We start from the raw sequence: 13,229 nt of genomic DNA on the forward strand, positions 1-13,229 counted from the left end.
ATGGATCGTCAGACCTTGGCCGGCGCGTACTTCGGCGACAGCAGGTGAACGACCAAGAGGGCGATCAGATAGACCGAGCCCGCCACCACGAAGATCGGGGTGTAGGAGCCGATCTGCTCCAGCACCTGGCCGGTGTATTTCGAGAACACCATGCCGCCGATGCCGCCCAGCATGCCGCCGATGCCGACGACCGACCCCACCGCGGAGCGCGGGAAGACGTCGCCAGGCAGGGCGTAGAGGTTGGCCGAGAAGCCCTGGTGCGCCGCCGTGGCGATGCCGATGATCAGGACCGCGATCCACAGGTTCGAGGCGAAGGCGGCGAACATGACCGGCACGGCCAGAAGGGCGCAGATCAGCATGGTCAGCTTCCGCGCCATGTTCAGGCTGACGCCCCGGTGCATCATCCGCGACGACAGCCAGCCGCCACCGACCGAACCGACGTCCGACAGAAGGTAGATGGCCACGATCGGCGGTCCGAAGGTCTTCAGGTCCAGGCCGTACTGCTTGCCCAGGAAGTCGGGCAGCCAGAACAGGAACATCCACCAGATCGGGTCGATCAGGAATTTGCCCAGGGCGAAGGCCCAGGTCTCCTTGACCGTCAGCAGCTTCAGCCAGCCCACCTTCTCGACGGTGTCGGCCGGGTCCTGCTCGATATAGGCCAGTTCGGTGGCCGACAGCTTCTTGGTCTCGCGCGGCTTGCGGTACAGGATCAGCCAGATCGGCAGCCAGATCAGGCCGAGCAGACCGGTGATGACGAAGGCCATCTGCCAGCCGAAGGCCAGGACCAGGACCGGCACGATCAGGGGCGTCACGATGGCGCCGATGTTGGTGCCGGCGTTGAACAGGCCGGTGGCGAGCGCACGTTCCTTCTTGGGGAACCACTCGGTGACCGCCTTGATGCCGCCCGGGAAGCCGCCGGCCTCGCCGACGCCCAGAACCATGCGGGCCATGATGAATTGGTTCAGGTCGCGCGCGCCGGCGTGCAGGATGTGACCGACCTGCCAGATGGCGAAGGCGATGCCCAGGCCGAAGCGGGCGCCGATCTTGTCCATGATCCGGCCCCAGATCGCGTAGAACAGGGCGTAGGAGGCCTGGAACCAGAAGACGATGTCGGCATAGTCGGTCTCGGACCAGCCGAACTCGTCCGACAGCAGCGGCTTCAGGAAGCCGATCATCTGACGGTCGACGTAGTTGATGACCATGGCCGCGAACAGCAGCCACATCACCAGCCAGCGATATTTACCGGGCGACGGGGCCTTGATGCTGATGGGCCCCTGCCCCTGAGTGGCGTCTGTCATGACCCCATTCCCTCCTTCTGCGGTCCTGTTCCGACTTGTCACCTGAAGCGGCGCGACGGATTCCCGACCTTGTTGATGCTACGCCTCGGCCCTCACGACCGAGCAATGGATTTCGCCGACGCCCGAGAAGGCGCAGACGGAGCTGGATCCCGCGTGGACGCGGTGAACGCCGGTGACGGCGCCGGTCGAAACCAGCGTTCCCTCCGTCGCCGGCCGTCCGCGACGGGCCAGATTCTCGAGCAGGAACCGGACCGATTCCAGAATGCCGCGCGGGATGGAGTTGGCCGTCCCCGTGCCGATGACCTGGCCGTCGACGCGGGTCTCCACCTCGATGCCGTCCAGACGCGCGGCCCAGTCCTCGATCTCCTCGCCCAGGATCAGGCCGCCGTTGTTGCCGAAGTCCGAGGCGACGACGGCCGAACCCAGGTCGTTGATGGTGGTCAGCGGACTGCCGGCCAGTTCGATGCCGATGTGCAGGCCGGCGATGGCGGCGGTCGCCTCTTCCAGCGTCCAGTCCAGTTTTTCGGGATCGACGGGGCCCATGCGGGCGACGAACTCGGCCTCGACGGCGGCGAACCCGCCCTCGATCTCCGGCAGCGGCGTCGGCTCGGCCGACGGGGTCCAGAGGTTGCGACGGAAGATGGGGCCGGCCAGGCGGTGAATGCCCAGCGTCGGTTGCTGCGCCGGGGGCACCATGCCGACCTTCCAGCCGACGATCTCGTCGGGGAACAGGCTGATGGCGACTTCCTGCGTCGCATAGGCCGTGGCCATGTCGAGCGGGATCTGGCCGGGATATTCGGCCATGCCGGTCTTCGACAGGCGCGCCTCGACGAAGCGCGCGGCGATGTCCGACACGCCGTCCGTCAGGCTGTGGGCGTCCGCCGCGCTCATGCCACGACCGCCGAATGATGTTGAATGCCCGTCACGCGCCGTCCCGATAGGTATGCCAGAAGCCGATCTTCTCGTCGGTCAGGGATGATTGAAGGGGAAGGAAACCGGTGTCAACGCTATTACCGACATCGGTGTCATCACGAACCGTAGCCATGGCGTCGCAGACGGAGCGGTTGTAAGGCTGGTCGGACCACCAGAGCATGATCGTTTCAGGTGGACCCGCTACGCGGGTCTGACATGAAGCGTGAATCATGCTCTCGCTTTGAATTTTGGAGCCTGATTCACGGCATCAGCGGAATCGCGTAGCGATTCCACTGATGCCGTGAATCAGGCTCCGGGAGAGGTCGAGCTTGACCGACGACGATACGACATCCGCGCGCGGCGGGCTGAAGCCCGGAAAGCGGCCTACGATCAACGACGTGGCGCGCATCGCCGCGGTCTCCAAGAAGACGGTGTCGCGGGTCATCAACCAGTCGCCCTTCGTGCGCGAGGAAACCCGCGTCCGGGTCAATCAGGTCATCGAGGAACTGGGCTTCACACCCGACGCCCAGGCGCGGGGTCTGGCCTTCCGTCGGTCCTTCCTGGTCGGGCTGATCTACGACAACCCCAGCCCGAACTATGTCGTGAACATGCAGCAGGGGGTGCTGGACGCCCTGCGCGGCTCTGGCCTGGAGCTGGTCGTCCACCCCTGCGTCCGATCCTCCGAGACCCTGGTCGCCGACATCCGCGCCTTCGTGGAGCGCCAGAAGCTGTTCGGCGTCATCCTGCCGCCGTCGATGTCCGAGGACGAGCGGGTGATCGAGGTCTTGCGCGAACTCGACTGCCCCTATGTGCGGATCGCCTCGGTGTCGCTGGACGAGGCCGGGTCGATGCTGGTGACGAACGACCATCTGGGCGCGGCCGAGGCCGGACGCCATCTGGCCGATCTGGGCCACAGCCGGATCGGCTTCATCTCGGGCCCTGCCCTGTTCCGCTCCAGCGCGGTGCGCGGCGGCGGCTTCCGCGAGGGTCTGGCCGAGAAGGGCATCACGCTGGACGACCGCTATGTCGCCGTGGGCGCCTATACGTTCGAATCGGGGGTGGAGGCGGCCAAGACCCTGCTCGCGCTCGACCCGCCGCCGACGGCCATCTTCACCGGCAACGATGAAATGGCGCTGGGCGTGTTCAAGGTCGCCCGTGACATGGGGCTGGAGATCCCGAGGGATCTGTCGGTCGTGGGTTACGACGACCTGCCGATGGCGTCGCGGGTCTGGCCGAACCTGACCTCGGTCCGCCTGCCGATCCGCGACATGGGGCGGATGGCGGCCGAGAAGCTTCTGGCGCCGATGCGCGGGCTGGACCCGGCGAAGCTTAACCAGCCGGAGGTGCGCCCCTCGCTGGTGGTCCGGGATTCGGCGACGACTCTCTGAGATAGACCTTCTCCCTCCCCCTGCGGGGGAGGGTGGTCGGAGCCGAAGGCGGAGACCGGGTGGGGGCGGCAAGGCAAGGCCCCACAGACCTGTGTCCGCGTCGCTCTGCCCTCCCCACCCGGCCGCTACGCGGCCACCCTCCCCCGAGGGGGAGGGAGAACTCTACGCCTTAAGCCGGTTCCGCCACCTTCGCGCCGACCAGACCCTTGATGTAGTCGCGGATGCCGGCGTCCGTGGCGTTGGCGAAGAAGTATTCCTGGAACTTCTCGCCGGCGATGGTCGCCTTCAGCAGGTCCTGATCGACGGTCTTCAGAACCGTCAGCATGTCGTGGCAGGTGACGGCCTTGAGGTTCTTCAGAATGCCGCGGTTCTTGGCCATGATCTCGGCGCGCTCCTTGGGATAGCCCAGGCCACGCTCGCCCTCGAACAGCTTGCGATAGACGTCCTGCAGGTTCAGCTCGGCGGCCCAGCCGAAGCCCTTGGCGTAGGGCATGGAGATGGCGTTGCCGTCGTTGATCTGGCCGAACAGGAAGGCGTCGGTCGGGTCGATGACCAGGCCGCAGAAGACGCCCGGCATCGCGTTGGAGGCCAGCATCGAGCCCATGCCCGTGCCGCAGCCGGTGACCACGAAGTCGGCGGCGCCCGAGTTCAGCAGGATGCCGGTCAGCAGACCGTTCATGACGTAGGTCAGCGAGGCCTTATCCTCGGGCGCGTACATGCCGTAGTGGAAGACCTCGTGGCCCAGCGGCGTGGCGACGGCGTTCAGGGCGTCATGGATGACGGCGCTCTTGGCGGCCTGGCTATTCTCGATGATCAGGGCGATTTTCATGGGGCTTCCTCTCGGCGTGTCTCGTGGGATTGCGCGGGCCTTACACCCTCGCGGCAGCATTTGCATCTGGTTTTGACACCGGTTACCAAGCACCGCAAACGCCGGTGGGAGGATCGCCGCATGTATCGCAAGACCTATCACGCCACCCATCCGGATTCGATGGTCGGGGCGAGCAATGACGATCTGCGGGATCGCTATCTGATCACCGACCTGTTCGCGCCGGGCGAGGTGCGGCTGAACTACACCCACTATGAGCGGATGGTGATCGGCGGGGCCGAGCCGGGCGCGGGATCCGTCAGCCTGCCGAAACAGACCGAGCCGGCCTCGGCCGCAGGCCAGCCCTATCTGGAGCGGCGCGAACTCGGCGCCATCAACGTGGGCGCGGTCGACGGCGTCGTCACCGTGGACGGCCAGAGCTTCACCCTGAAGCCCAAGGACGGCCTCTACATCCCCATGGGATCGGCCGAGGTCAGCTTCTCGGGCGCGACCCGCTTCTATCTGGTCTCCACCCCGGCCCATGCGGCCCATCCGATCCAGCACATCGCCATGGACCAGGCCCCGTCGATGGAGCGCGGCGCGCTGGAGACCTCCAACGAGCGGACCATCCGGCAATACATCGTCGCGGGCGCCGTGAAGTCCTGCCAGCTGGCCATGGGTCTGACGGTGCTGAAGCCCGGCAGCGTGTGGAACACCATGCCGCCCCACACCCACGACCGCCGCTCCGAAGCCTATTTCTATTTCGAGCTGGGCGAGGCCAACCGCCTGTTCCATTTCATGGGCGAGCCGGACAAGGTGCGCCACATCCTGATGAACGACGGCGACGCCGTGGTCAGCCCGCCATGGTCGATCCACATGGGCGCCGGCACTTCGAACTACGCCTTCATCTGGGCGATGGGCGGCGAGAACATCGACTACACCGACATGGACGTCCTGGACGTCAGCGAACTGAAGTAGGGACATCATGGCCAATCCGTTCAGCCTGCAAGGCAAGGTCGCCGTCGTCACGGGCGGCAACACTGGCATCGGTCAGGGCATCGCCCTGGCCCTCGCGGACGCCGGCGCCTCCATCGCCTCGGTCGCGCGCCGTCCGTCGGACGAGACGGTCGGCCAGTGTCTGGCCAAGGGCGTCAAGGCGATCTCGATCCAGGCCGACCTCGGCTCCATGGAGCCGATCGAGCGCATCGTCTCGGAAGCGACCGCAGGCCTCGGCCCCATCGACATCCTGGTCAACAACGCCGGCATCATCCGCCGCGCCGACGCCGTCGACTTCACCGAAGAAGACTGGGACGACGTCATGAACGTCAACCTGAAGTCGGTCTTCTTCCTCTCGCAGGCCGTGGTGCGCGACATGATCGCCGGCGGCCGTCGCGGCAAGATCATCAACACCGCCTCGATGCTGTCTTACCAGGGCGGGATCCGGGTGCCGTCCTACACCGCGTCCAAGTCGGGCGTGGCGGGCCTGACCAAGCTGATGGCCAACGAGTGGGCCAAGCACGGCGTCAACGCCAACGCCATCGCGCCCGGCTATTTCGCCACCGACAACACCCAGGCGCTGCAGGACGACCCGGTGCGGTCGAAGGAGATCCTGGGCCGTATCCCGGCCGGGCGCTGGGGCCAGCCGTCGGACATCGGCGGGGCGGCGGTCTTCCTGTCCTCGGCGGCGTCGGACTACGTCCAGGGCATCACCCTGCCCGTCGACGGCGGCTGGCTGGCCCGCTGAAGCACATTGTGAGGAGCGGCCTCGGCGGAAAACCGCTGACATTCCTCGTCCTCACCGCGTAAGCGTTACGGCATGACCATTCTATGCTTCGGCGAGATGCTGCTGCGTCTCACGCCCAACAACGACGAACTGCTGATGCAGTCGCCCGGCCTGACCGTGCGTCCGGGCGGCGCCGAGGCCAATGTGGCCGTGTCCCTGGCCCGGTTCGGGGCCGAGGCGAAGATGGCGACCGTCCTGCCGGACAATACGCTCGGCCACGCCGCCCGCGACGAGGTGAGGAAGCACGGCGTCGATACGCGCGGCATCGCCTTCCGCCCCGGTCGGATGGGCCTCTATTTCCTGACGCCAGGCGCCGTGCGGCGTCCGTCCGAAGTCCTCTACGATCGCGCCGGTTCGGCCTTCGTCGAACATGTGGACGGCGCCCTGGACTGGTCCACGCTGCTGGACGGCGTGGAGTGGCTGCACCTGTCGGGCGTGACCCCGGCGACGGGGCCGAACGGCTCGGCGGCGGCCGTGAAGGTCGTCGAGGCGGCCGTGGCGGCGGGCGTGAAGGTCAGCTTCGACGGCAATTTCCGCGGCAAGCTGTGGTCCGAATGGGCCGGCGATCCTCCGGGGACGCTCGGCAAGATGCTGGCGGGCGCCAGCCTGGCCTTCGCTGACGACCGCGACTTCGCCCTGGTCCTGGGGACGAAGTTCGACCACGCCGATCCGGCCGAGCGTCGTCGTCTGGCCGCGAAAGCCGCCTTCGCCAAATGGCCGACGCTGGAGCGGATCTGCTGCACCCTGCGGGTCAACGACAGCGTGGACGACCAGACCCTGTCGGCCGTCATGATCACCCGCGACGGCGAGCATCACGCGGCGCCTATCGCCCTGACCGGGGTGGTGGACCGGGTCGGCGGCGGCGACGCCTTTGCCTCGGGCGTCCTGTTCGGCGTCTACAAGGGCTGGTCGAACGATGAGGCCCTGGCCTTCGGTCTGGCGGCGGCGGGCTTGAAACACTCGGTGCCCGGCGATTTCAACCTGTTTGACGAGGCTCAGGTCCGCGCGGCCATGGCCGCCGACGGCTTCGACATCAAGCGATAGCCCCAGACGCCGTCATCCTCGGACTTGATCCGAGGATCGGCAGTTCCGGGTCTGAAACGACGAAGAGGCGCACCGCCGTGGTGTGCCCTTGTTCATGCCCGCGTGGACAGCGTCCGATCCTCGGATCAAGTCCGAGGATGACGACAGGGAACGACTAGGAAACCGGTGTCAGAAGTGCTTTGATCGCACGCGACCGGGCGAAAGATCCGGCGTGTCTGTCTTGGGAAACACCGGAGTTCTTCATGTCGCCGACCCTGTCGCGCCGCGCCGTTCTGGCCGGAGGCGCCGCACTGACCGCGCTGGCCGCCACCCCTGTCTTCGCGCAAGGCGCAGCCGACCGCGCCGCCATCATCGCCACCATGAAGCGGGCGACCGCCTTCATGACCGACGAGGTCGCGGTGGGCGGCGGGTATGTGTGGAACGTCCTGCCCGACTTCTCGCGCCGCTGGGGCGAGCTGGAAGCCAACCCGACGATGATCTGGGTCCAGCCTCCGGGCACGGCGACGATGGGCCACGCCTTCCTTGACGCCTATCACGCCACCGGCGACGAACAGTTCTACGACGCCGCCAAGTCCGCCGCCGACGCCCTGATCGCCGGCCAACATCCGCGCGGCGGCTGGAACTACGTCATCGACACGGCGGGCGAGGCGTCGCTCCGCAAATGGTATGACGAGGTCGGCGGCAACGCCTGGCGGCTGGAGGAATTCCAGCACTACTACGGCAACGCCACCTTCGACGACGCGGGCACGGCCGAGGCGTCGCAACTGCTGCTGCGCGTCTATCTGGAGAAGCGCGAGCGGAAGTATCGGGCGCCGCTCGACAAGGCGATCCAGTTCGTCCTGGACGCCCAATACCCGAACGGCGGCTGGCCCCAGCGCTTCCCGTTCGTGGAAGGCAACGGCGGCCTGCACGGCAACCCCGACTACACTCCCTACATCACCTTCAACGACGACGTGGCGGGCGAGAACATCGAGTTCCTGCTCTACGCCCATCAGGCGCTGGGCTCGAACGACCGCCGTCTGGTCGACGCCATCCAGCGCGGCATGGACATCTTCATCGCCACCCAGCAACCGATGCCCCAGCCGGCCTGGGGCCTGCAGCATTTCCCCGACACCCTGAAGCCGGCCCCCGCGCGCACCATCGAGCCCCAGGCCTTCGCCACCCACACGACGGCGACCAACATCCGTTCGATGATCGGCTTCTACAAACTGACCGGCGACCGCAAATATCTGGCCCGCCTACCGGAAGCCCTGGACTGGCTGGATCAGGTTCGGACGCCCCAGAACCTGATCGCGCCGGGCCGGACCCATCCGACCTTCATCCTCGAGGGCTCGAACACCCCGGTCTATATCCACCGGCGCGGGTCCAACATTCGCAACGGCCACTACTACGCCGACGACAACCCGACGAACCTGATCGTCCACTACGGCTCGTTCCGGAACCTGGACACCGCCGCAATCCGTCGCGAATACGAGGAGGCCGCCGCCCTGGACCCGGCCGCCCTGATCGCCGCCTCGCCGCTGAAGGCGCGGGCCGGGACGTTCAAACTGCCCAAATACTTCACCCTGAAGGACGTCGGGGTCTGGGACATGTCGACCGACGGACGGCGTCCGCGCCCCGTCGCGGCGGGCCGGGCGGCGGAACTGGCGGCCGGGCTCAATGCGCGCGGCTACTGGCCCTCTCCGCTGACGACGACCTCCAACCCCTATCGCGGCCCGTCGCCCGAGGCGGTCACGGGCGGGGAGTACCAGACGACCCGCGTCGGCGACCTGTGGGACACCTCGCCCTACAACACCGACTTCCCGGTGGAGTGCGTCTCGACCGAGGTCTTCGTCCGCAACCTCGGCGACCTGATCGAGGCCCTGGCCGCGCCGGCCGCCTGATGCGCCTGGACCGCCGCACCCTTCTGACCGGACTGGCGGCGACGCCTCTGGGGGGGTGCGGCGGCCTGCCCCGCATGGCGATGCCGTCCCTCCCCTTCATGGGGACCGAGCCGGTGGAGCAGAAGCCGTGGGGCACGCTGCCGGACGGGCAGACGGTGACGATGTTCACCCTTACCAATGCGAAGGGCTCCCAGGCGCGGGTCATGACCTGGGGCGGCATCCTGCAGTCGCTGAAGGTCCCCGACCGCGACGGACACATGGCCGAGGTGGTGCTGGGGCTGGACGCCCTCGCCGACTACATCGAGCGCAGTCGCAACTTCGGCTCGACCGTGGGGCGCTACGCCGGACGGATCGAAGGCGGCCGGTTCGAACTGGACGGGCGCGAGGTCCAGCTTGATGTCGGTTCAGGCCCACACTCGACCCACGGCGGGCCTGTCGGGTTCGCCAAGCGAAATTGGCTCGGCCGTCCGGATCTGACCGACGAGGGGCCGGGCGTGGTCCTGACCCTGGTCAGCGCGGACGGGGATCAGGGCTTTCCGGGACAGCTGACGATCTCGGTCACCTACCGGCTGACCCACGACGACCGGCTGATCCTCGACTACCTGGCCCTGACCGACCGGGCGACGGTGCTTAACCCCACCAACCATTCCTACTTCAACCTGTCGGGCGATCCCGAGCGGCTGATCCTCGACCACGACCTCCAGATCGAGGCCGACGCCTTCGCCGCCTATGCGCCCGACAAGATCGTCACCGGAGCGCTGACGCCGGTCGCCGGCACGCCCTTCGATTTCCGCACCGCCAAGCCCATCGGCCGGGACCTGTTCGAGGCGAACGAGCAACTGCGGATCGGCGGCGGCTACGACCACTCCTTCGCGGTGCGGGGCCAGGGTCTGCGCCGAGCCGGGCGGCTGTCGGACGGCTTCAGCGGGCGGTCGCTGGAGGTCTGGACCACCGAGCCGGCCCTGCACGTCTACACGGCCAATCCGGTGGAGATGATCGGGCGCGGCGGGGTCCCCTATCACCCTCACTGCGGGGTCGCGCTGGAGACCCAGCACTATCAGAACAGCCCCAACCGCCCGCAGTTTCCGACGACGATTCTGAGGCCGGGAGAGACCTTCACGTCGCGGACCGAGTTCCGGTTTTCGGCCTCATAGCCCCTCTCCCCTTGCGGGAGAGGGAGATCGCGCACGAGAGCGCAGCGATCGTCCTGGCGCGATCGGGTGAGGGGTGAAACTCCCTGTCGCCGGTGGGCCGTCCATCCGCAGCACCGTGCTCGCGTCTTCGTACCCCTCATCCGACTTCGCTTCGCTCAGCCACCCCTCCTCGGATCGCATGCGATCCTTCGTCGACCCGCAAGGGGAGAAGGGAAGAATGAAAAAAGGCGCGACCATCGCTGGCCGCGCCCTCTTCAAATCACTCTGCGAGTAAGGCTTACGCCTCGTCGCCGGCCTTCTCGGCCGAGCCGGTGACCGGAACCTGGGCGCCCTTGGCGGGGCGGACGGTCTGGCGTTCGGCGATACGGGCCGACTTACCGCGGCGGTCGCGCAGGTAGTACAGCTTGGCGCGGCGCACGATGCCGCGGCGCTTCACTTCGATCGACTCGATGTTCGGCGACAGAATGGGGAATTTGCGCTCGACGCCTTCGCCGAACGAGATCTTGCGGACGGTGAAGGTCTCGTTGACGCTGCCGCCGTCACGGGCGATGCAGACGCCTTCGAAGGCCTGGACGCGCTCGCGCTCGCCTTCCTTGATCTTCACCATGACGCGCAGGGTGTCGCCCGGCTGGAAGTCGGGGATCGCGCGGGTCTCGATCAGGCGGGCTTTTTCTTCGGCTTCGAGCGTCTGAAGGATGTTGGCCATAGTCTTATTCTCCTCGGGCTTTTGCGCCCTTTAGCTGTGATTTGGCGGTGTGCTGCGCCCAGAGGTCCGGCCGCCGCTCCCGCGTGGTGATTTCCCGCTGCGCCTCACGCCACTGAGCGATCTTCTTGTGATCGCCCGACAGAAGCACCTCGGGAATGTCGATCCCCTCGAACGTCCGCGGTCGCGTGAACTGCGGATGCTCCAGAAGACCGTCCTCGAAACTCTCGGACGACAGGCTTTCCGCCGCACCGAGCACTCCGGGGATCAGTCGTACGCACGCCTCGATCGCCACCATCGCCGCCGCCTCGCCACCGGCCAGGACCGCGTCTCCGACGGAGACCTCCTCGAACCCGCGGGCGTCGAGCACCCGCTGGTCCACCCCCTCGAACCGACCGCAGAGAACGACGATGCCGTCCGCCCTGGCCCATTCCTTCACTCGCGCCTGCGTCAGGGGTCGACCGCGTGCGCTCATGTACAAAAGCGGCCGGGGCGGGCCTTCCAGGCTGTCTAAGGCCCTGGCCACCACGTCCGCTTTCAGCACCTGTCCCGGGCCGCCACCCGCAGGGGTGTCGTCGAGGAAGCCGCGCCTATCCTCGCTGAAGGCCCGAATGTCAAGGGTTTCAAGCTTCCAGAGGCCCTTCTCGGACTGCGCCGTCCCGATCAGCGAAACGCCGAGCGGGCCCGGAAAGGCCTCGGGGAACATGGTCAGGACGGTGGCGGTGAAGGGCATGGCGGCGGCTCATACCCGATACGGACAATAAAATCCCGCTCATCCGCGACCCGAAGGGCGGCGCGTAGCAGCCAAAGCGGGGATCCAGTGCTTTGGGCGATGATCCTCAAACGAAAAGGCAGGCCGCGATCCAGCGCAGCCTGCCTTACGAAAGAACCGGGGCCCCGCTTTCGCGGGGATGAGCGGAAAGAGCTTAGGCCTTCGCCGAAATCCCCGTCTCGGCCAGCCATTCCAGGATCTTGCCCTTGGGCATGGCGCCGACCTTCAGCGAGGCCATCTGGCCGTCCTTGAACAGCATCAGGGTCGGAATGCCCTTCACGCCCAGCTTGGACGGGGTCATGGGGCTGTCGTCGATATTGACCTTGGCGATGGTGACCTGGCCGCCGAGCTCGTCGGAGATCTGCTCCAGGGCCGGGCCGATCTGCTTGCAGGGGCCGCACCACTCCGCCCAGAAATCCACCAGAACCGGGGTGGACGACTTCAGGACGTCGGCGTCGAAGCTCTCGTCGGTGACCTTGACCGTGGCCATTGGGGTATCTCCTGGGGCGGCGACAGGCGCGCCCATGTCTCTTGTTCAGGTGAGATGTGGGGCGATTCTGGGGGAAATCAACGACCCTGCTTCCGTCCACCCCAGCGAAGGCTGGGGTCCAGATGGAAGACCCAGTCGATCCGATCAGCGGAACCGGTGCGTCGTCCTGGCCGCCGGAGTCCGTGATCTGGACCCCAGCCTTCGCTGGGGTGCTCGGTGAAGGATGCCTACTCCGCGTAGATCATCTTCCGCGTCATGCCGCCGTCCACCGTCAGGACCTGGCCGGTGACGAAGCCGGCTCCGGCCAGGTAGAGGACCGCGCCCGAGATGTCGTCGGGGCGCCCCACCCGGCCCACCGGATGCTGTTCATGATCGACGGGACGCAGGTCCTCGCCGTCCGAGATCCAGCCCGGCGCGATGGCGTTGACCCGCACCCTGGGCCCCAGGCTGATGGCCATGGCGTGGGTCAGGGCCACCATCGCGCCCTTGGAGGCGGCGTAGGCCTCGGTGTTCGGCTCGGACATGAAGGCCCGCGTCGAGACCATGTGGATGATGGCGGCGCCCTCGCCCAGCAGCGGAATGGCCGCCCGGCTCATCAGAAAGGCGCCGGTCAGGTGGCTGTCGGTGACCTTCCGCCAGTCCGCAAGCGACAGGTCCGCCATCGGCCCGCGATCCGGCCCGGCGATGCCCGCGTTGTTGACTAGCAACTCCAGCCCATCCCACCCCAGTTCGGCGAAGGCGGCCTGGACCGAGGCCTCGTCGCCGACATCGCAGATCACAGACCGCGCGCCCTCGGGCCCCGGCTTCAGATCGAACGCCGCGACGGTCCAGCCGTCGTCGATCAGGGCCTGGCAGACGCCCCGGCCGATCAGGCCCGCAGCGCCGGTGACGATGGCTCTCTTCATGCGGACCTCAAGGGGTGACGGGCGGTCGGGTTCCCTCGACTATCTGCATGACCATCCACGAGTTAAGAAGGATCATGAAGGCAGTCACTCCG

14 protein-coding genes are annotated in these 13,229 nt (G+C 67.0%); 6 read left to right on the top strand and 8 right to left on the bottom strand.

All coding sequences use genetic code 11. The annotated features are described in order from the left end of the window. Positions 1–8: 8 nt before the first annotated feature. From ACETK8_RS18765 to ACETK8_RS18775, 3 genes are all read right to left on the bottom strand, one after another. Positions 9–1,298 (bottom strand): MFS transporter, encoded by a 1,290-nt coding sequence (locus tag ACETK8_RS18765; protein WP_374037342.1) that lies wholly within the window; start codon positions 1,296–1,298, stop codon positions 9–11. A 78-nt stretch (positions 1,299–1,376) separates the two neighbouring features. Continuing rightward, positions 1,377–2,189 carry a 2-keto-4-pentenoate hydratase gene (locus ACETK8_RS18770; RefSeq protein ID WP_374037343.1) on the bottom strand — a complete coding sequence of 271 codons (813 nt, stop codon included), beginning with the start codon at positions 2,187–2,189 and terminating at the stop codon, positions 1,377–1,379. Positions 2,190–2,220: 31 nt separating this feature from the next. Continuing rightward, positions 2,221–2,391, bottom strand: coding sequence for a hypothetical protein (locus tag ACETK8_RS18775; RefSeq protein ID WP_374037344.1), 171 nt, complete (start codon positions 2,389–2,391; stop codon positions 2,221–2,223). Between the two features lie 148 nt (positions 2,392–2,539). Here ACETK8_RS18775 and ACETK8_RS18780 point away from each other — a divergent pair, with 148 nt between their 5' ends. Continuing rightward, on the top strand, positions 2,540–3,598 hold the full coding sequence (locus ACETK8_RS18780; RefSeq protein WP_374037345.1) for a LacI family DNA-binding transcriptional regulator: 1,059 nt from the start codon (positions 2,540–2,542) through the stop codon (positions 3,596–3,598). A gap of 169 nt (positions 3,599–3,767) precedes the next feature. On the opposite strand, the gene ACETK8_RS18785 is transcribed toward ACETK8_RS18780, so the two are convergent. Next, the gene (locus ACETK8_RS18785; protein ID WP_374037346.1) at positions 3,768–4,427 is read right to left on the bottom strand and encodes an RpiB/LacA/LacB family sugar-phosphate isomerase; all 660 of its coding nucleotides are present in this window, start codon (positions 4,425–4,427) and stop codon (positions 3,768–3,770) included. 120 nt (positions 4,428–4,547) lie between these two features. Here ACETK8_RS18785 and kduI point away from each other — a divergent pair, with 120 nt between their 5' ends. From kduI to ACETK8_RS18810, 5 genes are all read left to right on the top strand, one after another. Continuing rightward, positions 4,548–5,381, top strand: coding sequence for a 5-dehydro-4-deoxy-D-glucuronate isomerase (gene kduI / locus ACETK8_RS18790; RefSeq protein ID WP_374037347.1), 834 nt, complete (start codon positions 4,548–4,550; stop codon positions 5,379–5,381). Between the two features lie 7 nt (positions 5,382–5,388). Further along, positions 5,389–6,147 carry a 2-dehydro-3-deoxy-D-gluconate 5-dehydrogenase KduD gene (kduD, locus tag ACETK8_RS18795; protein WP_374037348.1) on the top strand — a complete coding sequence of 253 codons (759 nt, stop codon included), beginning with the start codon at positions 5,389–5,391 and terminating at the stop codon, positions 6,145–6,147. Between the two features lie 72 nt (positions 6,148–6,219). Next, on the top strand, positions 6,220–7,230 hold the full coding sequence (locus ACETK8_RS18800; protein ID WP_374037349.1) for a sugar kinase: 1,011 nt from the start codon (positions 6,220–6,222) through the stop codon (positions 7,228–7,230). 242 nt (positions 7,231–7,472) lie between these two features. Beyond that, positions 7,473–9,113, top strand: a complete 1,641-nt coding sequence (locus ACETK8_RS18805) for a pectate lyase (protein ID WP_374037350.1) — start codon at positions 7,473–7,475, stop codon at positions 9,111–9,113. Further along, a complete protein-coding gene (locus ACETK8_RS18810; RefSeq protein ID WP_374037351.1) occupies positions 9,113–10,267 on the top strand; it encodes an aldose epimerase family protein in 1,155 nt (384 codons plus the stop codon). Before ACETK8_RS18805 ends, ACETK8_RS18810 begins: the two co-directional genes overlap by 1 nt. A gap of 277 nt (positions 10,268–10,544) precedes the next feature. On the opposite strand, the gene rplS is transcribed toward ACETK8_RS18810, so the two are convergent. The 4 genes from rplS to ACETK8_RS18830 form a co-directional block, all read right to left on the bottom strand. After that, complete coding sequence (gene rplS, locus ACETK8_RS18815; RefSeq protein WP_374037352.1) at positions 10,545–10,973, bottom strand: 50S ribosomal protein L19; 429 nt, start codon at positions 10,971–10,973, stop codon at positions 10,545–10,547. A 4-nt stretch (positions 10,974–10,977) separates the two neighbouring features. Continuing rightward, positions 10,978–11,703 (bottom strand): tRNA (guanosine(37)-N1)-methyltransferase TrmD, encoded by a 726-nt coding sequence (gene trmD / locus ACETK8_RS18820; RefSeq protein WP_374037353.1) that lies wholly within the window; start codon positions 11,701–11,703, stop codon positions 10,978–10,980. Positions 11,704–11,896: 193 nt separating this feature from the next. Next, on the bottom strand, positions 11,897–12,232 hold the full coding sequence (trxA, locus tag ACETK8_RS18825) for a thioredoxin (RefSeq protein WP_374037354.1): 336 nt from the start codon (positions 12,230–12,232) through the stop codon (positions 11,897–11,899). A 227-nt stretch (positions 12,233–12,459) separates the two neighbouring features. Beyond that, on the bottom strand, positions 12,460–13,137 hold the full coding sequence (locus ACETK8_RS18830; protein WP_374037355.1) for an SDR family oxidoreductase: 678 nt from the start codon (positions 13,135–13,137) through the stop codon (positions 12,460–12,462). Positions 13,138–13,229 lie beyond the last annotated feature (92 nt).

Source organism: Brevundimonas staleyi, from assembly GCF_041893865.1.
In the GTDB taxonomy this organism is placed as follows: Bacteria; Pseudomonadota; Alphaproteobacteria; order Caulobacterales; family Caulobacteraceae; genus Brevundimonas; species Brevundimonas staleyi.